The 24,010-nt window shown below is 71.1% G+C and carries 22 protein-coding genes and 5 tRNA genes; 17 read left to right on the top strand and 10 right to left on the bottom strand.

Features of this window, described 5'->3' with window-relative positions; translation table 11 throughout:
- Positions 1-110: 110 nt before the first annotated feature.
- The gene (locus ACFV6H_RS09075) at positions 111-587 is read right to left on the bottom strand and encodes a hypothetical protein (protein ID WP_385540027.1); all 477 of its coding nucleotides are present in this window, start codon (positions 585-587) and stop codon (positions 111-113) included.
- A gap of 2 nt (positions 588-589) precedes the next feature.
- Positions 590-949 (bottom strand): hypothetical protein, encoded by a 360-nt coding sequence (locus ACFV6H_RS09070; RefSeq protein WP_093603703.1) that lies wholly within the window; start codon positions 947-949, stop codon positions 590-592.
- 471 nt (positions 950-1,420) lie between these two features.
- Here ACFV6H_RS09070 and ACFV6H_RS09065 point away from each other — a divergent pair, with 471 nt between their 5' ends.
- The 8 genes from ACFV6H_RS09065 (at position 1,421) to ACFV6H_RS09030 (ending at position 14,149) form a co-directional block, all read left to right on the top strand.
- Positions 1,421-2,527: a methionine ABC transporter ATP-binding protein gene (locus ACFV6H_RS09065; protein ID WP_385540025.1), complete on the top strand. Its 1,107-nt coding sequence runs from the start codon at positions 1,421-1,423 to the stop codon at positions 2,525-2,527.
- The gene (locus ACFV6H_RS09060; RefSeq protein WP_385540023.1) at positions 2,524-3,195 is read left to right on the top strand and encodes a methionine ABC transporter permease; all 672 of its coding nucleotides are present in this window, start codon (positions 2,524-2,526) and stop codon (positions 3,193-3,195) included. Before ACFV6H_RS09065 ends, ACFV6H_RS09060 begins: the two co-directional genes overlap by 4 nt.
- Positions 3,196-3,294: 99 nt before the next feature.
- Positions 3,295-4,161, top strand: a complete 867-nt coding sequence (locus ACFV6H_RS09055; RefSeq protein ID WP_385540021.1) for a MetQ/NlpA family ABC transporter substrate-binding protein — start codon at positions 3,295-3,297, stop codon at positions 4,159-4,161.
- A 199-nt stretch (positions 4,162-4,360) separates the two neighbouring features.
- Positions 4,361-4,999, top strand: coding sequence for a GNAT family N-acetyltransferase (locus ACFV6H_RS09050; RefSeq protein ID WP_093603713.1), 639 nt, complete (start codon positions 4,361-4,363; stop codon positions 4,997-4,999).
- Between the two features lie 304 nt (positions 5,000-5,303).
- Entirely contained in the window at positions 5,304-6,524 is a 1,221-nt protein-coding gene (gene cbiE, locus ACFV6H_RS09045) for a precorrin-6y C5,15-methyltransferase (decarboxylating) subunit CbiE (RefSeq protein WP_093605164.1), read from the top strand.
- A gap of 345 nt (positions 6,525-6,869) precedes the next feature.
- Positions 6,870-10,289: a nicotinate-nucleotide--dimethylbenzimidazole phosphoribosyltransferase gene (cobT, locus tag ACFV6H_RS09040; protein ID WP_385540017.1), complete on the top strand. Its 3,420-nt coding sequence runs from the start codon at positions 6,870-6,872 to the stop codon at positions 10,287-10,289.
- 1,648 nt (positions 10,290-11,937) lie between these two features.
- Entirely contained in the window at positions 11,938-13,200 is a 1,263-nt protein-coding gene (gene cobA, locus ACFV6H_RS09035; protein WP_385540015.1) for a uroporphyrinogen-III C-methyltransferase, read from the top strand.
- A gap of 130 nt (positions 13,201-13,330) precedes the next feature.
- Positions 13,331-14,149, top strand: coding sequence for a TrmH family RNA methyltransferase (locus tag ACFV6H_RS09030; protein ID WP_384976473.1), 819 nt, complete (start codon positions 13,331-13,333; stop codon positions 14,147-14,149).
- A gap of 69 nt (positions 14,150-14,218) precedes the next feature.
- Here ACFV6H_RS09030 and ACFV6H_RS09025 read toward each other — a convergent pair whose 3' ends face one another.
- Positions 14,219-15,529 (bottom strand): serine/threonine-protein kinase, encoded by a 1,311-nt coding sequence (locus tag ACFV6H_RS09025; protein ID WP_384976863.1) that lies wholly within the window; start codon positions 15,527-15,529, stop codon positions 14,219-14,221.
- Positions 15,530-15,728: 199 nt separating this feature from the next.
- Between ACFV6H_RS09025 and ACFV6H_RS09020 the strand changes: the two genes are divergently transcribed.
- The 4 genes from ACFV6H_RS09020 (at position 15,729) to ACFV6H_RS09005 (ending at position 18,090) form a co-directional block, all read left to right on the top strand.
- A complete protein-coding gene (locus tag ACFV6H_RS09020; RefSeq protein ID WP_066956291.1) occupies positions 15,729-15,986 on the top strand; it encodes a hypothetical protein in 258 nt (85 codons plus the stop codon).
- Between the two features lie 186 nt (positions 15,987-16,172).
- On the top strand, positions 16,173-16,379 hold the full coding sequence (locus ACFV6H_RS09015) for a hypothetical protein (RefSeq protein WP_093599442.1): 207 nt from the start codon (positions 16,173-16,175) through the stop codon (positions 16,377-16,379).
- A gap of 257 nt (positions 16,380-16,636) precedes the next feature.
- The gene (locus tag ACFV6H_RS09010) at positions 16,637-17,752 is read left to right on the top strand and encodes a phosphotransferase family protein (protein ID WP_385540012.1); all 1,116 of its coding nucleotides are present in this window, start codon (positions 16,637-16,639) and stop codon (positions 17,750-17,752) included.
- 68 nt (positions 17,753-17,820) lie between these two features.
- A complete protein-coding gene (locus ACFV6H_RS09005; RefSeq protein ID WP_385540010.1) occupies positions 17,821-18,090 on the top strand; it encodes a zf-TFIIB domain-containing protein in 270 nt (89 codons plus the stop codon).
- 104 nt (positions 18,091-18,194) lie between these two features.
- Here the strand turns inward: ACFV6H_RS09005 and ACFV6H_RS09000 are convergent.
- From ACFV6H_RS09000 to ACFV6H_RS08980, 5 genes are all read right to left on the bottom strand, one after another.
- Positions 18,195-18,266: transfer RNA gene (locus ACFV6H_RS09000), tRNA-Val, on the bottom strand.
- Positions 18,267-18,338: 72 nt separating this feature from the next.
- Positions 18,339-18,410 (bottom strand) — tRNA-Val (locus ACFV6H_RS08995).
- Between the two features lie 20 nt (positions 18,411-18,430).
- Positions 18,431-18,502: transfer RNA gene (locus tag ACFV6H_RS08990), tRNA-Val, on the bottom strand.
- Position 18,503: 1 nt separating this feature from the next.
- Positions 18,504-18,577 (bottom strand) — tRNA-Cys (locus ACFV6H_RS08985).
- A 34-nt stretch (positions 18,578-18,611) separates the two neighbouring features.
- Positions 18,612-18,684, bottom strand: a tRNA-Gly gene (locus tag ACFV6H_RS08980).
- 157 nt (positions 18,685-18,841) lie between these two features.
- Here ACFV6H_RS08980 and ACFV6H_RS08975 point away from each other — a divergent pair.
- The 3 genes from ACFV6H_RS08975 to ACFV6H_RS08965 all read left to right on the top strand — a co-directional run bounded on the left by ACFV6H_RS08975 (position 18,842) and on the right by ACFV6H_RS08965 (position 21,670).
- Positions 18,842-19,915: a chorismate-binding protein gene (locus ACFV6H_RS08975; protein WP_385540008.1), complete on the top strand. Its 1,074-nt coding sequence runs from the start codon at positions 18,842-18,844 to the stop codon at positions 19,913-19,915.
- Entirely contained in the window at positions 19,912-20,733 is an 822-nt protein-coding gene (locus tag ACFV6H_RS08970) for an aminotransferase class IV (protein ID WP_384777246.1), read from the top strand. Before ACFV6H_RS08975 ends, ACFV6H_RS08970 begins: the two co-directional genes overlap by 4 nt.
- Before the next feature lie 97 nt (positions 20,734-20,830).
- Entirely contained in the window at positions 20,831-21,670 is an 840-nt protein-coding gene (locus ACFV6H_RS08965; RefSeq protein WP_385540006.1) for a GNAT family N-acetyltransferase, read from the top strand.
- A gap of 80 nt (positions 21,671-21,750) precedes the next feature.
- Here the strand turns inward: ACFV6H_RS08965 and ACFV6H_RS08960 are convergent, their stop codons facing one another.
- Complete coding sequence (locus ACFV6H_RS08960; protein WP_385540005.1) at positions 21,751-22,263, bottom strand: DsbA family protein; 513 nt, start codon at positions 22,261-22,263, stop codon at positions 21,751-21,753.
- A gap of 184 nt (positions 22,264-22,447) precedes the next feature.
- Between ACFV6H_RS08960 and ACFV6H_RS08955 the strand changes: the two genes are divergently transcribed.
- The gene (locus ACFV6H_RS08955; protein ID WP_385540003.1) at positions 22,448-22,894 is read left to right on the top strand and encodes a hypothetical protein; all 447 of its coding nucleotides are present in this window, start codon (positions 22,448-22,450) and stop codon (positions 22,892-22,894) included.
- 36 nt (positions 22,895-22,930) lie between these two features.
- On the top strand, positions 22,931-23,200 hold the full coding sequence (locus ACFV6H_RS08950; protein ID WP_141716766.1) for a hypothetical protein: 270 nt from the start codon (positions 22,931-22,933) through the stop codon (positions 23,198-23,200).
- Between the two features lie 3 nt (positions 23,201-23,203).
- On the opposite strand, the gene ACFV6H_RS08945 is transcribed toward ACFV6H_RS08950, so the two are convergent.
- On the bottom strand, positions 23,204-23,782 hold the full coding sequence (locus tag ACFV6H_RS08945; RefSeq protein WP_385540001.1) for a CGNR zinc finger domain-containing protein: 579 nt from the start codon (positions 23,780-23,782) through the stop codon (positions 23,204-23,206).
- Between the last annotated feature and the right edge of the window lie 228 nt (positions 23,783-24,010).

Genomic DNA, 24,010 nt, shown 5'->3' with positions numbered 1-24,010 from the left:
AGTCGCCCGAGTACGTCCAGTACACGGGCGATCCTCCGCCTTGCGATCGCACGCACCAGACGCCGCGAGCCCCGCCCTGCGGGCGGACGACGCTATTTGTCAGACACGACCTAGCGGCGGGCCTTCCGCAGCCACAGGATGCCGGTGACCGGCAGCAGCACCGGGATGAAGAGATAGCCCATGCCGTAGTCCGACCAGACCGTGGCGTCCGGGAAGGCCGAGGGCTCGGCCAGCGTCCAGGTCCCGACGGTCAGTACACCCGCGAGCTCGGCGGCGCAGCACACCAGCGCCGCCTTCCGGGCGGTCTCCCCGCCGCGTACGAGCGTGTAGGTGATGAACGCGTAGACCAGAGCCGCCACGGCGGAGAGCGAGTAGGCGAGCGGCGCGTGCTCGAACTCGGTCGCGATCTGGTAGACGGACCGGGAGACCGCGCCGACGGACATCACGCCGTACAGCCAGACCAGCAGCAGACCGGGCCCACGGACCAGCCGGGCCGCGGACTCCTCACCCGCCGGCGTCGGCTCGTTCACCCGGCCTTCCTTCTGTTCCGTTCCCGTGGTTCTCGCGCCGGTGGTGGGCTCGCCCATCGTCAGCCTCCCCAGATGTCATGGAGCCGTACTTCCAGCACGGCCAGGACGACCGCTCCCGCGGCCACCGTCGTCGAACCCCACCGCGTCCGCTCGGCCAGCGACAGAAAGCCGGCCGCCGGCACCGCCAGCAGCGCGCCGATCAGATACGAGACGAAAATCACCGAGCCCTGGTCGGCCTTCTCCCCGCGCGCGAGCTGCACGATCCCGATCACCAGTTGGACGAGCGTCAGCGCGGCCACCACGGCCATGCCGATGAAGTGCCAGTCCTTGGTGGGCTGGTCGCGGTAGGCGGCGAAACCGCACCAGGCGGCGAGGGCGAGCGCGGCCACGGAGACCGCGACCGTCAGGGCGACGAGCATGGCCCGAGCGTATTACGGCCCGAAATGCACCCGCCGCGCGCCCCCGGGCCCACGAGGAGCGGTGGACCGTGGCGTTGGCCACAACGGTGAGACAAAGGCGTCCGATATACGGACAAGCCCCCGAGGGCTCTCTTGATGTCTGCTTTACTTATCGCATGACCACGATGAGCTACCGCGTTCCCGCGACCGAGGCGATCACGACGCCCGGTGCTCGTTGTCTGTGTCGAATGTGCGCCAACTGAGGGCCCCTGCCTGAGTCCCGCGCCCCGAAGCGGGACCTGACAGCCGCGCCGCCGCGCCGATTCCGTACGCCATGCCCGCCATGGTCCGGACTGTCGGCGGGAGCGGCCCGGTCTGCCTCGCACGCGCCTGCTCCCGGTTCACCCACCGTCTCGGCGTGAAGCGTCCGAATGACGAATGCCCCGTGCCGGCGGACACCTCGCCGCGCACTCGACAGTGATGGATACCCCAGTGATCACTACCACGGGCCTGACGAAGATCTACCGGTCCGCCACATCACGAGGCCGCGAAGTCACCGCTCTCGACTCCGTGGACCTCCATGTCCGCGAGGGCGAGGTCTTCGGCGTCGTCGGACAGAGCGGCGCCGGCAAGTCCTCGCTCATCCGCTGCGTCAATCTCCTCGAACGTCCCACCGCGGGCCGGGTGATCGTCAACGGCCAGGACCTCACCGCGCTCGCCGGTCGCGGCAGGCGCGCGGGCAAGGAGCTGCGGCGGGCGCGCAGTGCGATCGGCATGGTTTTCCAGCACTTCAATCTGCTGTCCTCCCGCACGGTCAAGGACAATGTCGAACTGCCGCTGGAGATCCTCGGCATCACCCGCCAGGAGCGCGCCCGCCGCGCTTTGGAGCTGCTCGACCTGGTGGGACTCGCCGACAAGGCCACCTCGTATCCGGCCCAGCTCTCGGGCGGCCAGAAGCAGCGGGTCGGTATCGCCCGCGCCCTGGCCGGCGATCCCAAGGTGCTGCTCTCCGACGAGGCGACCAGCGCCCTCGATCCCGAGACCACCCGCTCGATCCTCCAACTGCTGCGCGATCTCAACCAGCAGCTCGGACTGACCGTGCTGCTCATCACCCACGAGATGGAAGTCGTCAAGACGATCTGCGACTCGGCCGCGCTGATGCAGAAGGGCAGGATCGTCGAGTCGGGCACGGTCGGCGAACTGCTCGCCACGCCCGGCTCGCAGCTCGCACAGGAGCTGTTCCCGGTGGGCGGAGCGCCGTCGGGCCCGGGCCGTACGGTCATCGACGTCACGTTCCAGGGCGAGGCCGCCACCCGGCCGGTGATCTCGCAGCTCTCCCGTACGTACAACATCGACATCTCGATCCTGGGCGCCTCGATGGACACCGTCGCGGGTCGGCAGATCGGCCGGATGCGGATCGAACTGCCCGGCGGTTACGAGGAGAACGTCGTGCCGATCGGCTTTCTGCGGGAGCAGGGACTCCAGGCCGAGGTGGTGGACGACGAGCCCGCCGCCGAAGGCTCCGTCCCCGAACAGTCCGCAGACGCGGGGTCCGCCGAGGGCGAGACGCCCGTACTGGTGAAGGAAGATGCCAAATGACCTGGTCGGAGATGCAGCCGCTGCTGGCCCAAGGGACTCTCGACACCCTCTATATGGTGCTGTGGTCCGCGCTCGTCACCGTCGTCGGCGGACTGCCACTCGGTGTTCTGCTGGTCCTCACCGACAAGGGCGGACTGCTCCAGAACGCGCCGGTGAACAAGACCGTCGGTGTGATCGTGAACATCGGCCGCTCACTGCCGTTCATCATCCTGCTGATCGCACTGATCCCGTTCACCACGCTGGTCGTCGGCACCTTCATCGGGCCCACAGCGATGATCGTGCCGCTCGCGGTCGGTGCCATCCCGTTCTTCGCGCGCCTCGTGGAGACCTCGATCCGTGAGGTCGACCACGGACTGGTCGAGGCCGTGCAGGCGATGGGCGGCTCCGTCCCGACCATCGTCCGCAAGGTGCTGCTGCCGCAGGCCCTGCCGTCGCTGGTCTCCGGCGTCACCACCACCGTCATCGCCCTTATCGGCTACTCGGCCATGGCCGGCGCGGTCGGCGGCGAGGGCCTGGGATCCAAGGCCGTCACCTACGGATTCCAGCGCTTCGAGAACGGCTTCATGGTGGCCACGGTCGTGGTCCTGATCATGATCGTCACCGCCGTACAGCTCCTCGGCGACGGTGTCGGGCGCCTGCTGGCGCGCCGCGGCCGTACGGCCTCCTGAGCCGCCGCGCCCCAAAGTTCCCCCACGCCCCACCTCCCACACAGCCCGCACTCCTTGTCCGGGCTCCGTCACCCGCATCAGTGGAAAGAGGCACTCTTCGTGCGTACCACCGTCAAGTTCACCGCGGCTGCCGCCGCCACCGTCGTCCTCAGCCTGGGCCTCAGCGCCTGCGGCACGTCCTCCGATCCGGGCGCCTCGGACAAGGCGGGCTCCGGTGCCTCGGCCGACACGTCCAAGCCGCTGCTCGTCGCCGCGTCTCCCGTACCGCACGCCGACATCCTGAACTTCGTCAAGGACAATCTGGCGGCGAAGGCCGGACTCAAGCTGGAGGTCAAGGAGTTCACGGACTACGTCCTGCCGAACACCGCGACCCAGAGCGGCGAGGTCGACGCCAACTTCTTCCAGCACAAGCCCTATCTGGACGACTTCAACAAGAAGAACGGCACCGACATCGTGCCCGTCGTCAATGTCCATCTGGAACCGCTCGGTCTCTACTCCAAGAAGATCGACGATCTCAAGGGCATCAAGTCCGGTCAGAGCATCGCCATTCCGAATGACACCACCAATGAGGGCCGCGCGCTGAAGCTGCTCGCGGACAACGGTGTGATCACGCTCAAGGACGGCGCGGGAATCGACGCCAATCTCTCCGACATCAAGGACGCCAAGGGCATCGAGTTCAAGGAGCTGGAGGCCGCCACCCTGCCCCGCGCCCTCAATGATGTCGACGCCGCCATCATCAACGGCAACTACGCCCTTGAGGCCGGCCTGAAGCCCGCTCAGGAATCGCTCGCGCTGGAGAAGTCCGAGGGCAACCCGTACGCCAACTTCCTCGCCGTCAAGCGCGGCAATGAGAAGGACGCCCGAGTGGAGAAGCTCGCGACGCTTCTCAACTCGCCCGAGGTCAAGAAGTACATCGAGGACACCTACGACGGCTCGGTCGTGCCCGTCTTCGGCACCGTCCAGTAGCCTCCGGCGGCTTCCGGGCGGTCAGTGTGTCGCTCAAGTGGCCGGAGCAGTAACGTTCTTGTCTCCGAGTCCTTCGGTGTGGGCCCCGCGTATGTCTTCCGTACGCGGGGCCCACGCATCCACCCGGACCCGGCCATGCGCATCACCGTCCGATGCTGCATGCTGTGCATTTACGACGGACTGAGGCATGGAGCTGCGCATGACTACCACCTTTCCGGACGTTTCCATCAGCACGGAGCGGTTGGTGCTGCGCGCCTTCGAGACGGCGGACATCCCGGCGCACATCGAAATGATGAACGACGAACTGATCACGGCCTGGACGCCCGTGCCTCATCCGTATACGCGCGAGGACGCCGACCAGTGGGTCGCCAGTATCGCGCCCGCCGAGCGTGTGGCAGGCCGCGGAATCGCCTTCGCCGTCACCGAGTTCCTCACCCAGCGGCTCGTCGGCATCGTGCGGCTGCGGAGAACCAATTGGCACGCGCTCTCCACCGAGATGGCCTATGTGACCGCTCCCTGGGCGCGCGGTGAGGGATACGCCACGGAATCGGCGCTCGCGGTCGCGCAGTGGCTCTTCCGGGACCAGAAGTTCGAGCGCATCGAAGTGCGGACACCGGCCGACAACACCGCCTCGCAGCAGGTCGCGCAGAAGATCGGCTGCATCAGCGAGGGTGTGCTGCGCAATGCCTGGATAGCGCGAACGCAGACCGAGGACGGCGGCTGGACCGATATCCGCACCGATCTGATCGTCTGGGGCCTGCTGCCCGAGGATCTCGAAGGCGTGGCCGAGCAGATGGCCGACGCGGGCGGCTACGCGTCCTTCACCGACTGGAACTGACGGCGGCGACCGGAACGGACCGCACCGGCTGGAACGTACGGCACCGGCTGGAGCGGACCGCACCGGCTGGAACGGACGGCACCAATCGGAGTGGACGGCACCGACGGCGGCGTCCTGCCACCACGGGCCGTCCCGACCCACCGCCCGACGTTCTCCGTGCCTGGCCAGGTACTCTCACCGTGCCTTGTGCTGCCCGCAGCCACCGGCGACGAAGTGCCCGTATCGGTTCCATCGGTTCCATCGGTTTCACGCACGACCACGCGACCACTCGACGTAAGCGACGACTCTCGGGAGACTGACGACGATGGCCGACCGCGTCACGGTGATCGGCTGGGACGGCTCGCCGCTCACCGCTGCTGCCGGAGCCGCCCTCTCGGCCGCCACCCTGGTGGCCGGAGCCGCCCACCATCTTGCTCTTCCCGAGGTGCCGCCCGACGCCGAACGCATCCGGCTCGGCTCCATCGATCTCGCGGCCCGACGGATCGCCGGTCACCGTGGGAGCGCCGTGGTGCTCGCCGACGGGGACCCGGGCTTCTTCGGTGTCGTACGGACGCTCCGCGCGCCCGAACACGGTCTGGAGGTCGAAGTCGTCCCCGCGGTCTCCGCCGTGGCCGGTGCCTTCGCGCGCGCCGGGATGGCCTGGGACGACGCCCAGATCGTCGTCGCCCACCGCCGTACGCTCCGCCGCGCCGTCAATGTCTGCCGGGCGCACACCAAGGTCGCCGTCCTCACCTCGCCGGGCGCCGGGCCGGCCGAACTGGCCCTGCTCCTCGACGGCGTCCACCGCACCTTCGTCATCTGCGAGGAACTGGGCACCGAGCGGGAACAGGTCAGCGTCCTCACCTCCGACAAGGCCGCCGACCATGTCTGGCGCGACCCCAATGTGGTGATCGTCATCGGCGGCGTCGGCACGGCCGTCTCGCCGACCGGCGGCTGGATCGCCGGACGCGATCCCGGCTATCCGCCGGCCGGCCGTGGCTGGGCCCTGCCGACCGCGGAGTACGGCATCGAACTCGACGAGGGCGAGTCGACCTGGCTGCGCGCCGCCCAACTGGCCCGGCTGGGAGCCCGTACCGGCGATCTGATCTGGGACATCGGCTCCGGCAGCGGAGCGCTCGCCGCCGAGGCAGCCCGCTTCGGCGCGGCCGTGATCGCCGTGGACGACGAGCCGGGAGCCTGCGCCAGTACGGCCGCCGCCGCCCGCCGCGCGGGCGTCCAGATGCAGGTCGTCCAGGGCCGGGCGCCGCAGGTGCTCGAACGGCTGCCTGAACCGGATGTCGTACGGATCGGCGGCGGCGGTATCGATGTGGTCACCGCCTGCGCCGACCGCAGGCCCGAGCGCATCGTCACCCACGCGGCCACCCGCGACGAGGCCGAGGCCGTCGGAACGGCCTTGGCGGGAGGCGGATATGAGGTGGAGTGCGTGCTCCTCCAGTCCGTCGACCTCGACACCGGCGCATGGACGGAGCGGGAGCGTTCCGTCGTTTTCCTGGTCTCCGGACAGCGTCCGGAGAGCGCCCCCTGACCCTGTTCCGGCGCCGCGCGCGGTAGGCTGGCCGATCGTTGTACCGCAGCCGGGCGTTCGTCACTTCGTTAGTCAATGTCCGGAAAAGGGGCCCGTTTTGGGCCCTCATGTGGTACGGCGACACCGGGGGGACGCGCGACGTGGCGCAGCCCACAGCGGGCCGGGACAGATCCACTGTCCCGGCTGCGAAAGGCCGCGCGAAGCCGCGAGACTTCGGGGTGACCGCGCGCCGTTCGTGCCGCGCGGCGCTCACGCTCGTTGTTCCTGACGGGCGCCGGAAGCGCCGCGGATCGGGCGCCCCGGGTGACGGGCCGAAGGAGCACAACCTATGGGCGAGGGGTACGCATGACTGACACCGGCCAGGTCCTGGGCGAGGGACTGCCGGAGAACGCAGGCATGGTGGAGCAGCCGGGCATCCCCGCTCCCGGCGCGTACACCTACCTGGACCCCTCCGAGACCGTCACCGAGGAAGAAGATCTGCTGCTGATGCCGAGCGCGCAAGGGGGGTGGAGCGATCCCCAGGTGGTACCGGCGGAGGCGCCCGCCGTCTATGCCGCGCCGGACGGGTACGCCGCGCCTGCGGGGTATCCCGGACCGGAAGGCTTCGCCGGGCCCGAAGGCTTCACCGGGCACGAGGGATTCGCGGTGCCTGATGGGTTCGCGGTGTCCGACGTGTCCGAGAGGTTCGCTCCGGAGCAGTTCGCCGGTCCTGAGGGATATGCCGTTCCCGAGCCGATGCCGGTTCAGCAGCAGGCGCCGCCCATAGAACAGCCGGCGCCGATGGTGGAGCCGGTGTCACAGATCCAGGCCGAAGTCCCGGCGCAGCCCGCGGTCCTGGCCCAGGCGGAGTTCGTGGGGCAGCCCGAGTTCCAGGCGCAGGTACAGGTACAGGAGCAGGTGCAGGTGCAGGCGCAGGCGCAGGCGCAGCAGGGCCCGGTCACGGTGGCCGAGGCTTCCGCCAATGCCTCTGTCTCTGTCTCTGCCGATGGCTCTGCCTCGGGCGAGTTCGTCATGCCGGTCCAGGAGGTTCCGGCCGTTCCTGCCGTCGAGCCGGAGGCGGTTGCCGTGGCGCCGGCCGCTCCGCAGGAAGCGGAGCAGGCACTCCAGCAGGAGCCAGTACAGGAGTCGCAGCAAGGTTCCATCGGGCGTGGACGGAATCTGCACCGGCCGGGCGCGCATGAGGCCGGTGGCCGGGATTCCGGTTCGGTGGACCTCAACGGTGTACGGATTCCCTCGCCCATGGCGACCGCTCCGCCCGTACCGGCCCCGACTCCACCGCGCCGCCCGTTGCACATGGGCCCGCCCGTGCCCGACCCGACGGGCGGTGTGGTGCGTTCGCTCGCGGACCGTGGCCCGGCGGGTACGCCCACGCAGTCCGTCCGCGTCCGGGCCCAGACGCAGGGACCGCCCACCACGGGTCCGGAGTATCTGGACGTCCCGCGCGAGGAGCCGGCCGTACTGCCGGGGCCGCAGCTCGGCGAGATTCCGCCGCAGCCGGGCGCGCCATGGGGCGCCGAGCCGCCGACAACGGCACCGGCGGCACCGGAAGCACCCGAGGTGCGAGCAGAAACGGTCGTGCCCGAGGCCCCGGCGCGACCGGAGCCGGAGCCCGTGATGGAGCCACAGCCCGTGCCGGAACCTGAGCCGGTCGAGGCCGTCCGGCAGGCCGAGGCTGTCGCCGTCGAGCCCGTACCGGAACCTGTTCCCGCACCTGAGCCCGAGCCGACGCCGGTGATGGAGCCGCCGACGGCCGAGGAGCCGGTCCAGGCGCCGGAAGAGCTGTTGGCCGTAGCCGAGCCCGCACCGGAGCCCGAGCCTGTGCCTGTACAGGCGCCCGAGCTCGCGGCAGCGCCCGAGCCGGAGCCCGTGCCCGAAGTCGTACACGCACCGGAGCCCGACCGCGCGCCCGTACCTGCGCCCGAGGCTGAAGCCGTACCCGTACCCGTACTCGCACCCGAGCCCGAGGCCGAAGCTGAAGCCGCACCCGAGGCCCAGGCTGTGCCCGAAGCCGCGCCCGTCCCGCAGGAAGGCACCGCCGCACCCTCCGGCTACGACGACGCCGAGCGCGAGGCCGTGCTCCGGGTGATGCGCGAACGGCGCGACATCAGGAACGGCTTCCGTTCCGATCCCATCCCGCACGAGGTACTGCTCCGCGTCCTGGAAGCCGCGCACACCGCGCCCAGCGTCGGCCACTCGCAGCCCTGGGACTTCGTCGTCATCCGCTCCGCCGAGACCCGTCGTTCCATGCACGAGCTGGCGCAGCGTCAGCGTGACGCGTACGCCAAGTCGCTGCCCAAGGGCCGGGCGAAGCAGTTCAAGGAACTGAAGATCGAGGCCATCCTCGAAACGCCGGTGAACATCGTCGTCACCGCCGATCCGACGCGCGGCGGCCGGCACACTCTCGGTCGGCACACCCAGCCGCAGATGGCGCCGTACTCCTCGGCGCTCGCCGTCGAGAATCTGTGGCTCGCCGCCCGCGCGGAAGGGCTCGGCGTCGGCTGGGTCAGCTTCTTCGACGAGCGCGAGATGGTCCGCGCGCTGGGCCTGCCCGAGCATCTCGAAGTCGTGTCGTATCTGTGCGTGGGATACGTCGACGAGTTTCCCGAGGAGCCCGAGCTGATGCAGGCGGGCTGGTCGAAGCGCCGGCCGCTGTCATGGGTCGTCCACGAGGAGACGTACGGCCGCAGGGCGCTGCCCGGCGAGGAGCCGCACGATCTCCTCCAGGAGACCATCGCGAGCATCCGTCCGCTGGACGCCAAGGCGCTGGGGGAGGCGTGGGAGCGGCAGAAGCGGATGACGAAGCCCGCGGGCGCGCTCGGCATGCTGGAGATCATCGCGGCACAGCTCAGCGGTCTGTCGCGGCTGTGCCCGCCGCCGATCCCGGAGCCGGCGGCGGTGGCGATCTTCGCGGGCGACCACGGTGTGCACGCGCAGGGCGTGACTCCCTGGCCGCAGGAGGTCACCGGCCAGATGGTGGCCAACTTCCTGGGCGGCGGCGCGGTGTGCAACGCGTTCGCGAACCAGGTGGGCGCGGAGGTGTGTGTGATCGACGTGGGCGTCGCGGGCGAACTCCCGGCGACGCCGGGGCTGTTGCCCCGTAAGGTCCGGGCCGGTACGGCGGACTTCACGACGGGACCGGCGCTCAGCCGTGAGGATGTGCTGGCCGCGATCGAGGTCGGTATCGAGACGGCGCGTGATCTGGTGGCGGCGGGCAACAAGGCGCTGCTCACCGGTGAGATGGGCATCGCCAATACGACGGTGTCCGCCGCGCTGATCTGTGTCTACACCGGCCAGGACCCGATGGAGGTCACCGGGCGTGGCACGGGCATCAACGACGAGATGCACGCGCGCAAGGTCGATGTCGTACGCCGTGGCCTCGAACTCCACCGCCCGGACCCGGCCGACCCGGTCGGCGTCCTCGCCGCGGTGGGCGGCCTGGAGCACGCGGCACTGGTCGGTTTCCTGCTCGGCGGCGCGTCCCTGCGTACGCCGGTGATCCTCGACGGCGTCAGCGCGGGCGCGGCGGCCCTGGTCGCCCGAGCGATCGCCCCGGAGGCCCTGGCCGCCTGCATCGCCGGCCACCGCAGCGCCGAACCGGGCCATGTGGCAGCCCTCAACAAACTCGGCCTCCGCCCGCTGGTCGACCTGGACCTCCGCCTGGGCGAGGGCACAGGCGCCCTCCTGGCCCTCCCGGTGGTACAGAGCGCGGCCCGGGCGATGCACGAGGTGGCGACGTTCGACTCGGCGGGAGTAACAGAGAAGTAGCGCCGGGCCGGCGTACGGCTTCGCCGGTCCGGTGGGGCCCGGTGCCCCGGCACGCAGACGGCTTGCGCCACGCATCGAGCCTCCGGCCCGGGGGCAGGGCAGTCCGGTCGGTCGGTCTCCGGCGCCGACGTGGCCGCCCGGCTGAGGCCCGGGTTACGAACAGCCTCCGCGCGCGTCGGGTACATCCGGCACGGAGTTGCTGGGCTGGTGGCTCGGGATACGCGCAGCCTCGCGCCGTGCGGCACCGTTTTCCCAGACTGTCCGGCGCGGGTATCCGGGCCGCCCGGTCGGGCGGCCTTCTGCGCCGAGACGGCCACCGCTGCGAGCCTACGGCCCGGAACTCGGACGGGCTGCGCCACGCATCGGGCCTCCAGCCCGGGGACAGGCGTCGCCGTACGGCGACGGGCCGTTCCACCCGAGCCACCGGCCCTGTGGCGGTAGCCACGTCGGCGCCGGGGCCCGGTAGGGGCTGCCGCCCGTCGGCGACGCCGCTGGTACGCGCGCTTCGGCGCGCGCTGCCTGGGCCGGGCGCCCAGCGGGCGTCAGCTCCTGCTTGTGCGTGCCTGGTCGGCCGGTCTCGCCCGGGACGCGGGCCCTGTGCCGCGCGCCGCTGGGTCGGGTGCTCGGTGTGGGTTCGCGCCCCGGGCCACCAACCCCGCAGCGGTGGCCACGTCGGCACCGGAGCCCATCCGACCGGATTGCCCCCAGGCCCAGGGGCCCAACGGGCACGGGCGCGCGGCGCAGCCCGTCCACGTTCCGGGCCAGGCCCGCAGCGGTGGCCGTCTCGGCGCAGAAGGCCACCCGACCGGGCGACCCGGATCCCCGCGCCGGACACTCCGGGAAAACGGTGCCGCACGGCCGACACGAGGCTGCGTATCCCGAGGCACCAGCCGCTGCGGCCGGCGTCGGCGCGGAGGCTGTCCGTAACCGGGCCTCCAGCCCAGCCGGGCGGCCACGTCGGCGACAGAGACCGACCGGACTGCCTGGCGGTGCGTACCGGTCTTCCGGGCGTTCCCATCGTTCGTACCGGAGCTGTCCGACGGGGTGTTTCAGCCTCTTGTGGCGCGCGGCCGGCGTGGCCGCCGCCATGGGGCCGGAGGTTCGGGCTGTGAGCGGCCCGGCGATGTGTGGCGGCTTCTGCCGGAGCTGTCCCGAAGGGGCGTTTGAGCTTCTCGCGCCGCGCAGCGGACGCGGCCACCGCCACGGGGCCGGTGGCTCGGGTGGAACGGCCCGGCGCCGTGCGGTGGCGCCTGGCGGTGCGTACCGGCCTTCCGGGCGTTCCCACTGCTCGTACCGGAGCTGCCCGCTGGGGTGTTTCAGCTTTTTGTGCCGTGCGGCCGGCGTGGCCGCCGCCATGGGGCCGGAGGTTCGGGCCGTGAGCGGCCCGGTGGCGTGTGGTGGCTTCTGCCGGAGTTGCTCGTGCCGCGCAGTCGACGCAGGCCCGGGGTCCGGGGCTTGCCCCGGTTTCGGGAAGGGGCGGGGTGGGGGACAGGTCCCGTTGTCGCGGGCCCGCTCCGACCGTGACCCACGCGTCCCCTCCCCGTAAGGTGGTCGCCGGGACCGTACCCCGTCCCACCAGCCGCTTCACCCGCCACTGCCACCGTGGCAGTACAGCACCGCCCCGCCCGCCCGAGGAGTCCCTACCGACATGGCCGAGCACGCGCCGCACGTCGAGCCGCACGCCGAGCACCCCGCCTATCCCGTCGGACTCCGCCTGTCCGGGCGGCGCGTCGTTGTCGTCGGCGGCGGGCAGGTCGCGCAGCGCCGGCTGCCCGCGCTCATCGCGGCCGGCGCCGACATCGTGCTCGTCTCGCCCTCCGCGAAGGCGTCCGTCGAGGCCATGGCCGAGGCCGGCGAGATCCGCTGGGAGCGCCGCCGCTACGAGGAGGGCGATCTCACCGGAGCGTGGTACGCCCTCATCGCCTCCAGCGATCCCGTCGCCAACCGCACCGCCTCCGCCGAGGCCGAACGCCACCGCGTCTGGTGCGTACGCAGCGACGACGCCGAGGCCGCCACCGCCTGGACGCCCGCCACCGGCCGCAGCGAGGGCGTCACCGTCGCCGTGCTGACCGGACGCGATCCGCGCCGTTCCGCCGCCGTACGGGACGCCATCGTCGAGGGCCTGCGCGACGGCACCCTCGCCGCGCCTCACCACCGCAGCCGTACGCCCGGCGTCGCCCTCGTCGGCGGCGGTCCCGGCGACCCCGATCTGATCACCGTGCGCGGACGCAGACTGCTCGCCGAGGCGGACGTGGTCATCGCCGACCGCCTCGGCCCTCGCGACCTGCTGAACGAACTCCCGCCGCACGTCGAGGTGATAGACGCGGCGAAGATCCCGTACGGCCGCGCCATGGCCCAGGAGGCCATCAACGACGCGCTGATCGAGCACGCCAAGGCGGGCAAGGCCGTGGTCCGGCTCAAGGGCGGCGACCCGTTCGTCTTCGGCCGTGGCATGGAGGAGGTCCAGGCGCTCGCCGAGGCCGGCATCCCGTGCACGGTCGTGCCCGGGATCTCCAGCTCCATCAGCGTGCCCAGCGCCGTGGGCATCCCTGTCACCCACCGTGGCGTCGCCCATGAGTTCACCGTCGTCAGCGGCCATGTCGCTCCCGACGACGACCGTTCACTGGTCGACTGGGCCGCGCTCGCCCGGCTCCACGGCACGCTCGTGCTGCTGATGGCCGTCGACAAGATCGGCGCCATCGCCGAGGCGCTCGTCGCACACGGCAAGGCACCCGACACACCCGTCGCCCTGATCCAGGAGGGCACCACGGCCGCCCAGCGACGGGTGGACGCCACGCTCGCGACCGTGGCGGACGCCGTACGGGCCGAACAGGTACGGCCTCCCGCCGTCATCGTCATCGGCGAGGTCGTGGCCCTCGGCGAGGCTGTGGCCCTCGGCGACGGCCGCTGAAGGCTGTCGCCCAGGCCACCCGCCGCCGGTGGCGCGGCCCGCCGCCCTCGGCGGCGCGCAGCCCCCTGCCCCGGCAGCGCAGCGCCCCGTCATCCCGCCCGGACCCGATCGGACAAGGCAGTGTCATCCCGTGGCTGAACCCATCACCATCGACGATCCCGACGACCCGCGCCTGCACGACTACACCGATCTGACCGACGTCGAACTGCGCCGCAGACGCGAGCCCGCCGAAGGTCTCTTCATCGCCGAGGGCGAGAAGGTCATCCGCCGGGCCGCGCAGGCCGGATACACGATGCGGTCGATGCTGCTGTCGGCCAAGTGGCTCGACACCATGCGGGACGTCATCGAGCAGACCACCGCTCCGGTGTACACGGTGAGCCCGGACCTCGCCGAGCGCGTCACCGGCTACCACGTCCACCGCGGCGCCCTCGCCTCCATGGCGCGCAAGCCGCTGCCGGCCGTGGCCGAGGTCCTGCGTACGGCCCGTCGCGTCGCCGTCATGGAGGCGGTCAACGACCACACCAACATCGGCGCGATCTTCCGCAGCGCGGCGGCTCTCGGCATGGACGCCGTACTGCTCTCGCCGGACTGCGCCGATCCGCTCTACCGGCGCTCGGTGAAGGTCTCCATGGGAGCGGTGTTCTCCGTGCCGTACGCCCGGCTCGACGGCTGGCCCCGGGCGCTGGACACCGTACGGGAAGCGGGCTTCAGGCTGCTGGCGCTCACTCCCGACGAGCGGGCCTCCGCGATGGACGAGGCCGCACCGCACCGGCTGGAACGTGTCGCGCTGATGCTCGGCGCGGAGGGCGAAGGACTCTCCGCGCGTGCGCTCGACACCGCCGACGAGTGGGTCCGTATCCCGATGGCGCATGGCGTGGACTCGCTGAATGTCGGCGCCGCGGCGGCGGTCGCGTTCTACGCGGTGACGACGGGCCGCCCGGCGAACTGACGCGGGACCGAAGCACGCGACCCACCGGATCACGGCTGCCGCGCGCCGCGTCACAGCCACCGCGCCGCCTCAGAGCTGCTGCGCCGCCGCGATCCCGAGCGCGACGATCAGCGTCACGACGACAAAGACGATCAGCCGCTGCCGCAGCAGCCGCGGATTCGCGGGCCGCCGCCCGGCCGAGGTCGTGCGCCCGCCGGTCGGCTGACGGCTGCCGCCGCCCGTACGCCCGGTGCCGCGCGACTGCTGCGGGCGCGAGCCGCCGGTACGGGACGGAGAGCTCCCGTTACGGGACGAGGAGCCGCCCGTACGCGACGACGATCCCGTGGATCTCGGGGATCCGGAACGGGACGCGGACGAACCGGAACCGCCGCCTGAACCAGCACCTGAACCGACACCGGAGCCACTCGCCGTACGGCCCTGCGAACCGCGCTCGCCCACGGAGCCGCGCTCGACCAGGCGCTCCGTGTACCGCTCCGTCAGCCGTCCCGTCGGCAGCTCCCGCGCCTCACGCTCGCGCACCCGCTGCACGGGCGGCCGGCTGTCCGAGAGTCCCTGGGCCTCCCTGGCCGCGATCTCCTTGAGCCGCATCGACAGTTGGAGCGTACTGGGACGCTCGTCCGGGTCCTTGGCCAGACAGGCGCGCAGCAGCGGCGCGAGCGCGTCGGGCACTCCGTGGAGATGCGCCTCCTCATGGACCACCCGGTAGAGCATGACCTCCGAACTGCCGTGCCCGAAGGGCGAGTCGGAGGTCGAGGCGTACGCGAGCGTCGCACCCAGCGAGAACACGTCCGTCGCCGGAGTCACCGCCGCGCCACGCACCTGTTCCGGCGCGAGGAAGCCGGGCGAACCGACCGCCGTACCGACATGCGTCAGCGTGCTCGCACCGGTCGCCCAGGCGATACCGAAGTCGATGATGCGAGGGCCCTTGGGCGAGAGCAGGATGTTCGACGGCTTGAGATCGCGGTGGACGACTCCGGCCTCGTGCACGGCCACCAGGCCCTCGGAGAGCGCGGCGCCGACGGAGGCCACCTCGGCGGCCGGCAGCGGGCCCTCCTCGGCGACCTTGTCGTGCAGCGAGGGCCCAGGCACATACTGCGTGGCGAACCACGGCCGGTCCGCCTCCAGGTCCGCGGCCACCAGCCGGGCCGTACAGCCGCCGCGGATCCGGCGCGCCGCCGAGACCTCGCGGGCGAACCGCGACCGGAACTCCTGATCCTCCGCCAGATCCGGCCGGATCACCTTCAGCGCGACCCGCTGGCCGCGCCGGTCGGAACCCAGATAGACGACGCCCATCCCGCCGGCGCCCAGCCGCCGGTGGAGCCGGAACGAACCGACGACACGCGGGTCCTCGCGCCGGAGCCGCATCATCGCCATGTCCATCCCCGCTGCCCGGTCGTCCGTGTGACGTGGCACAGCTTACGTACCCGCGCCCCGGCGCGCTCATAGGCCGCGCCCTCGTGGACCGACCGATTGTCAGTGCGGGGTGGGAAACTTGAGGAGTGGTCAGAGGACGGCGGATCCCAAGTCCTCCTGGCCCGTGCGAGATCCCAAAGGTCCGTCGCAGAAGGGGGATTGGATCGTGAAGGGTGACCGGGTGGAGATAGTCGTGGACGCGGGCGACACGACTCGTACGTATGAAGTGGTGGCGAGCAGAGCGGGCCGTCGGGTGGAGACGGCGGTACGCCGGGGCGTGGTGGAAGTGAGCGAAGTCACCCGGAACGGCTCGGTGGTGCGGACGGCCCGGTTCATGGCCACGCGCGTGCTCGCGCTGGTCGAGCAGCCGATGCCACGGCAGGACTCCTCGGAGCGCGCTCTCCGGGAAGACCCCCAGTCCTGAAGCGTCCTCTCCACCCAGGGGAGTACTCCAGCGGCAGGAGGCTCATCCTCCGGGAGGCCCGGTAATGGGTACGCGGGCATGACGACCCGGGCTTGTCGCGTCCCTAATGTTGAGATCAAGCGGCGGGTGCAGCACTCGTCCCCCGAGGTCGACACTCGCCGCTGTCGGACAGACAGGAGAGGGACCATGGCGGGCACGGCACCGCGGGCAATGATCCGCACGCAGGGACGCAGGGCGTTCGCCGCGTTCGGCGGACACCGGTCCGGCCCGCGCCACCCGCTGGTGGCGACGGCCATGGTCCTTCCTCTGGCGACACTGCTCGTGGTCGTCTTCGGCGGCTGGGACGCGGTGGTCACACAAGCGTCGTCCGTGGGCGTGATGCTGGGGCGCTGAGCGGCGCCCCGGACCCGGGAGAGCGGCCCGGGTCGGGGACATCCGGCCAACAACCCCGTGGGGACGGGGGTGCGGCGGACGGCAGCGTTTGGCCGGTCAGCTGGGGAGCTGACCGGCCATCGCGCTGTCCGGCCCACGGTACGCCCACCACGCGCGCCGCGTCAGCCCTTCCGGACCGCTGTCCGCGCGGATCGTACGGATCGTAAGGTTCTCGTGGGAATTCGCCGCATCGTGGGAATTCACCGCACAGGGGGGCCATGACCGTATCCGTCGTCCGTGCGCTCGGGCTCGTCGCCCGCCGGGCCGCCCACGCGGCGGATCCGGTGCCGGATCCGTTGGCAGACCTGGCGCGCTGCCGGGCCTGCGGGCATACGGAGACCGTGCTCGCCGAGCGCGGCGAAGGCGTTGTCGTACGGCACGGAAAGGCCGTCGCCAAGGCGCACGCGGACGGTACGGACCTGGCGGGCCACCGCGCCAGGCTCGCCGTCGCCGCGCACCCGCGCCTCGCCGGGATTCTGCTGCCGCCGCTGCCTCCGTTGCCGCCCTCGCTGCCGCTTCCCGCGGACGCCGGGACAGACGCCGGGACGGCCAGGACGCTCGAGACAGCCGGGACGGTACACGGACGCCCGGTCACCGCATGGCCCTACGGAAGCCCTGTCGATCCCGCCGATCCCGACGGCGCGCCCTGGGAGCAGGCGGGCACCCTGGTCGCCCGGCTGCACTCCGTACCGCTGGAGACCGTCCGCGCGGCCGTCCGTACGGCCGGAGGGACGGCCGGAGGGCTGCCGCCCATGCGCGGGCCTGCCAAGGCCGCCCGCGCCGTCGCGCGGATGCGGGCCGCCGGACCGCATCCCGCCGCCGGTCTCGTCCTGCGCGCCTGGGAGCGGCTGCCCGCCTGGGCACGTGACGAGGCGCCCGCGCCGGGGCCGGGCGCTCTCTGCCACGGCGACCTGCACCTCGGCCAGCTCGTACGCCATCCCGCACCCGACGGTCCCTGGCTGCTCATCGATGTGGACGATCTCGGAATCGGCGACCCGGCCTGGGACTTGGCCCGCCCTGCCGCCTGGTACGCGGCCGGGTTGCTGCCGCCGGAGATCTGGCAGCGCTTCCTCGGCGCCTACCGCACCGCGCGCGGCCCGGCCGTACCCACCACCGCCGGCCTGGATCCCGGTCCGGACCCCGCCGCGTACCCCGATCCCTGGCCCCGGCTCGATGTCCCGGCCCGTGCCCTCACCGTCCAGACCGCCGCCCTCGCGATCGCCAAGTCCGTTGCGGAGAACCGGGATCCCGACGAGGTCGAGCAGCTGATGATCGACGCCTGTGGCCGAATAGCTTCGCTCCCGCCCGAGTTGGAGCCCCCGCGCTCGTCGTAGGCTGAACCGACCGTCGCCGGGCATATGTTCCGGCGATGCCGGACGAACGGCGAGGAGCTGAGCCGACGATGCAGTGTCCCAAGTGCCACGCAGCGATGCATACGTACAACCGCAACGGTGTTCAGATAGAGCAGTGCAGCGGCTGCCGGGGGATCTTCCTCGACTACGGCGAGCTGGAGTCCCTGACCCGTCTGGAGTCCCAGTGGGCGCAGCCGGCGCCGCCCGTGCCGCCGGCCCCGCAGGCCTATCCGGCCGCTCCCGCGCCCGCCTGGGGCGCTCCGCACCACGGCGGGCACCACCGCCAGAAGAGCTTCGGACGGATGCTCTTCTCCTCCTGAGGCCCGGAGCCCTCCGGAAGGCTTGGAGCCCTCCGGAGACACCATGACCCGGAGACACCATGACAAAGCCCCCGGTCGTCAAGACAACCGGGGGCTTTGGACGGTGCGCGATACTGGGATTGAACCAGTGACCTCTTCCGTGTCAGGGAAGCGCTCTCCCGCTGAGCTAATCGCGCAGGTCAACCTGCGTTTCCTGCGATGCCGCGACATTTCCCGCGATCTTGCGGTCCTGCCGCGTGCGAACTGCGTGCGCGATACTGGGATTGAACCAGTGACCTCTTCCGTGTCAGGGAAGCGCTCTCCCGCTGAGCTAATCGCGCGGGAATCCAGAAGGATCCAGTGGACGATACTGGGATTGAACCAGTGACCTCTTCCGTGTCAGGGAAGCGCTCTCCCGCTGAGCTAATCGTCCTTGGAGGTGGAGACGGGATTTGAACCCGTGTAGACGGCTTTGCAGGCCGTTGCCTCGCCTCTCGGCCACTCCACCAGGAGCATGGGGACGGGATGGATCCCCCATATCGAGCGGACGACGAGATTCGAACTCGCGACCCTCACCTTGGCAAGGTGATGCTCTACCAACTGAGCCACGTCCGCCTGTCGTTTCCCGGCCCGTCTGGACGGCCCGGCGACGTGTTGAACTCTAGCGGATTCCGGGGCCAGCACAAAAACGCGTTTGCGCAGCGTGCTGCGGTGCGTTCGCCGTGCGTTCAGCCCGGAGCGGCCCAACAGAGGCTGTTCTAGACTCGCAACCGTGCACGATCTCGCTCCTTTGGCCCGCTTCGGCGCCCTCGTCGCCACCGACCTGCGGGATGTCACCCATGATCCGGAGGCGCTCGAATCCGCCGGCTTTTGGGCCGTCGCCGCGGACTTCGAGGGCCGGCTCACCTGTGCCAGGTTCGATGATGTACGGGCCGAGCCCGTGCCCATCCCCGTACCGGGCCAGTGGCTCGGACCTGGTCCCGGTGACTGGACGTCGTCCCTCGATCGCACCGCGTACACGGAGGGCGTACGGCGCATCCGTGAGCACATCGCGGCCGGCGATGTCTATCAGGTCAATCTCTGCCGCGTCCTCTCCGCGCCGCTGCCCGACCCGGCCGCCTCCGACGTCGACGCGCTGACGTCGCTGCTCGCGCGCGACAATCCGGCTCCCTACGCCGGAACGATCCGGCTGCCCGGCCACGGTGTGGAGATCGCCACCGCCTCGCCCGAGCTGTTTCTGCGGCGTGACGGCCGTACCGTCGAGTCGGGCCCGATCAAGGGCACCGGCCGTACCGCCGCCGATCTGCTGGCGAAGGACTACGCCGAGAATGTGATGATCGTGGACCTCGTCCGCAACGACCTCGGCCGTGTCTGCGCCACCGGCTCCGTCACCGTCCCGGCGCTCTGCGCGGTGGAGTCCCACCCGGGACTGGTCCATCTCGTCTCGACCGTGAGCGGCGAACTCACCGAGAAGGCCGGCTGGCCGGATCTGCTTCCGGCCGCCTTCCCGCCCGGCTCGGTCACCGGCGCGCCCAAGTCCAGCGCCCTGAAGATCATCGAGGAGCTGGAGACGGCACCGCGCGGTCCCTACTGCGGAGGCATCGGCTGGGTCGACGCGGACCGCGGCACCGGCGCCCTGGCCGTCGGGATCCGTACGTTCTGGATCGACCGCGCCACCGAGGCGGGACCCGTGCTGCGCTTCGGCGCGGGCGCCGGGATCACCTGGGGCTCGGATCCCGAGGGGGAATGGGAGGAGACCGAACTGAAGGCGTCCAGACTGCTCGCGATAGCGTCGGGCGTGTACGAGTCGGGCGGGCACGAGGCGACCGGAAGGACCGCGTCATGAGGATCTGGGTCAACGGCGGACTGCTGACGGCCGAAGCCGCCCGGGTGTCCGTGTTCGATCACGGCCTGACCGTGGGCGACGGAATCTTCGAGACGGTCAAGGCCGTCCAGGGCAGGCCCTTCGCCCTCACCCGCCATCTCGGCCGGCTGGCCCGCTCGGCCCGTGGTCTCGGGCTGGCGGAACCAGACCTGGACGAGATACGGCACGCCTGTACGGCCGTGCTCGACGCCAATCCCATGGAGCTGGGACGGCTCAGGATCACCTATACCGGCGGGCTCTCCCCGCTCGGCTCCGACCGCGGCGACGAGGGCCCGACCCTGGTCGTCGCGGCGAGCGCGACAAAGCGCCGTCCCGACACCACCGCCGTCATCACCGTTCCCTGGACACGGAACGAACGCGGCGCGGTGACCGGGCTCAAGACCACCTCGTACGCCGAGAATGTCGTCGCGCTCGCCCGCGCGCACGAACACGGAGCCTCCGAGGCGCTCTTCGCCAACACCGTCGGAGCGCTCTGCGAGGGCACGGGCTCCAATGTCTTCGTCGTACTCGACGGTGAGCTGCACACTCCGCCTCTCGCCTCCGGCTGTCTCGCCGGTATCACCCGCGCCCTGGCCGCCGAGTGGGCGGGCGCCCGGGAGACCGATCTGCCGCTGGACGTCCTGGAGCGCGCGGACGAGATCTTCCTGACCTCGACGCTGCGCGATGTACAGGCCGTCCACCGCGTGGACGACCGCCAACTCCCCACCGCGCCGGGCCCGGTGACCAGCAAGGCGATGCGCCTCTTCGAGGAGCGCGCCGCTGCGGACCTGGATCCCTAGGTCCGTCCGGCCGGCCGGACAGGGCCTGGACACTCTCGGGCCGTTCCGGTCCGTAAACCGGATGACTCCACCGCGCGCGACGGGTACAACTCCCCTGATGACCACCACCCTGCGGCCGACCGGGCCGCTCCGGCAGACCGACGACGGCGGAAAGTCACGCTCCTACGAGGTCTGCGTGAACAGCCGTCCCGTCGGAACGGTAGAGATCGCCACGGATCCCGGCTTCGGCCACAAGGCCGGGACCATCCGCGCGCTCCATATCGACGAACCCGACCGGCGGCGCGGCCGGGCCACCGTCGCCGCGCTCGCGGCCGAAGAGGTGCTGCGCGGCTGGGGCTGCGGCCAGGTGATGGCCTCCGTACCGCCCGACGCCGTGGCCGCGCTGCGCATGCTGGAGTCCCTCGGCTATGTCGAACGCGGGCGCAACATGGACAAAGAACTCCCGCCGGAACCGCCCGTACTCTCGGAGGGCGTGTCAGGCCGTCCCATGAACGAGTCGGAGTACGCGGCGTGGGAGGCGCAGGCCGTCGAGAACTACGCCCAGAGCTGGATCGACCGAGGCACACCGCCCGAGCAGGCCCGCGCCAAGTCGGAGGCCAGCCACCGGGAGCTGCTGCCCGACGGGCTCGCCACTCCCGGCGCCGCACTGCATGTCCTGGTCCATGACGGAAGCGCCGTCGGCCATGTCTGGGTCGCCTCTCGTGAGGTACGCGCCGGCAGGCCCGGATCGTATGTGTACGACGTGGCCGTGCAGGCGGACCTGCGCGGCAAGGGATACGGCAGGGCGCTGATGCTGCACGCCGAGCGGATCGCCCTGGAAGCCGGTTCCGAACTGCTCGGGCTCCATGTCTTCGCGGGCAACACACCGGCGATCCGGCTGTATGAATCGCTCGGATACAGGACGACCCAGCGCAACTTCTTCAAGCCACTCCTCTGAGCGCCCGCCTGCTCCCAGCGCTCCCGTCGCCGCGCCGGGGCCAGCGCGCCCGCGCCGGGGCCAGCGCGGCGGATCCGGGCCTACGCGCTCTCGCGCGCCAGCAGCCGGTCGGCGATCTCCTCGATCCGGGCGCGCAGTCCCTCCTGGCTCTTGCCGCCGTCGATGACATAGGTCGGTGTGCCGGTCACGCCGATCGCTTTGCCCTCGGCCTGGTCGGCGTCGACGGCCAGCAGATGACGGCCGTCGATCAGGGCGGTGTCGAACTCCTCCGCGTCCAGGCCCAGCTCGCGCGCGATCTCCAGCAGTACGGGCTCGCCTCCGGCGCTCAGCTCCGCGGTCCTGGCGAGCAGGGCTTCCGCGTAGGCCCGGCCCTTGCTCTGCTCGGCGGCCTCCTCCATGGCCTGGGCGGCGGCGTACGCGTGCTTGTGCCGCTCCAGCGGGAAGTGCCGCAGCCGTGTCTCCAGCCGGTCGCCGTAGCGGGCACGCAGCGCGCTCAGATCCGCCAGGGCGGTGTGGCAGTCCGGGCACTGGAGATCGAACCAGACATCGAGGACGACGGGTCCGACGGATCCGGCGCTGGTGAAGTCGCTCATGGAGGCCAGTCTCCCGGACGCGGCACCCGGGCCCAAAACCGGGACCTGGGGAGGATGACGTCCCCCAGTTCTCCCCGAGATCCGCCGGACGCCGTTCTCCACCGTGGCCCCGAGCAGGTGGTCAGGTGCAGGATGGAGTACGGAAAGGTGTTCGGCCGACGACGCGCTCAGCCTGGAGGAACCGATGATTGCCGAGACCATTTGCTCTGCGGTGTCAGCGGCGGGCGTGGGCATCGCCGCGATCACGGCCTACCGCAAGCGGTTCCTCGCCGCGACGCGGATTCTGGCGTACGCGCTGGTCCCGGTGGCCCTGGTGATGACGGGCATCGTGAAATGGGCCGCCAACACGGCCTTCAGCCCGATGGCCTGGCTGGGCTTCGGCGTGCTCGCCGTGGCGTGGCTGCTCTTCATGACGACACGCGCGATCGAGCGGCGCGGCGGCCGGACCCGTAAGCAGCGCAAGGAGGCCGCCAAGGCGGCACGGCAGGGAGCGGTGGAGCCCGCGGCGTCCGTGCCCTCGCTCGGTCCCGGCAGCGCTCCGGCCGTACAGCCGAAGGCCAAGGAGCGCGCGGCACAGCCCGCCGACGACTTCAGCGACATCGAGGCCATCCTCAAGAAGCACGGCATCTGACCGGCTTCCCATCGCGTATTCGCGGAAGGATCGCAGGTGAGCGCCGTTCCGGCGGCGGTTCCAGTGATTTGTCCACGGAATATGATGAACTCCCGCGCCGAAAACGCGTGTTGGTCATTGGCATGGTCCGGGGTACGTCATGATCGCCCCGAGATGCTCGATACCTCCCGGGGTGAGACCCCCGTACCCACCGATGAGCAGCGCGGTTGCCTTTTCGCGCTGTCTCAGCCGCCGTTGATGATCTTTCTGACGGTGATCGGCTCGCTGCTGCTGATGGCAGCGGTGCACGATCTGTTCCTGCTGTGAGGCTCAGCCGGCCGCTTCCTTGCGGCGAGCCCGGTACGCGGCCACATGCAGCCGGTTGCCGCAGGTGCGGCTGTCGCAGTAGCGGCGAGAGCGGTTGCGCGACAGGTCGACGAACGCGTGCCCGCAGTCCGGGGCCTCGCAGCGGCGCAGCCGCTCCTGCTCACCGGCCACGACCATGAACGCCAGCGCCATCCCGCAGTCGGCGGCGAGATGATCGGCGACCGAGGCCCCGGGCGCGAAGTAGTGCACATGCCAGTCATAGCCGTCGTGGTCGGTGAGCTGCGGCGTCGTCCCCGCGGCGGCGACCAGCCGGTTGATCAGATCGGCCGCGGCGCGCGCGTCCGGTGCCGCGAACACCTCCGCGAAACGCGCCCGTACCTCCAGCACGGCCCGCAGATCGCGCCGGCCGAGGTCGCCCACTCCGCTGAGGCTGTGGCTCCGTACGAAGCCGTACAGCGCCTCGATGTCCGCGAGGCCGTCGGGTGTGCCGTTCCGCGCACCGCCCGTACCGTCCTCCGGCGCGGTGTTCACCAGATCGACCACGGTGTCGAGGGCGATCCTGGTGTCGTGGGGAATCAGCACGATCCGCTCCCTGGCCTGCCGCGGGCCGGTGCCCGCCGAATCCCGCTGACTTTAGCCGCTGCCCCGGGCGGCCGGGCGGGGAACGTGTCGGCAATGGAGCTTGTACGGCAATGGAGCGTGTACGCGATGGAACACGGCCGGAACGCACCGGCGCCGGCGTCGCGGTGGGTTCCGCGGCGTCGGCGCCGGTGTCCTCCCTGTATGCGATTGTCCGCGCGGCGCCGTCTC

This window comes from Streptomyces sp. NPDC059743, assembly GCF_042732975.1.
Classification (GTDB): domain Bacteria; phylum Actinomycetota; class Actinomycetes; order Streptomycetales; family Streptomycetaceae; genus Streptomyces.
Note: the sequence above shows the minus strand (reverse complement) of the source record. Positions and strands in the feature narration are given on the sequence as shown.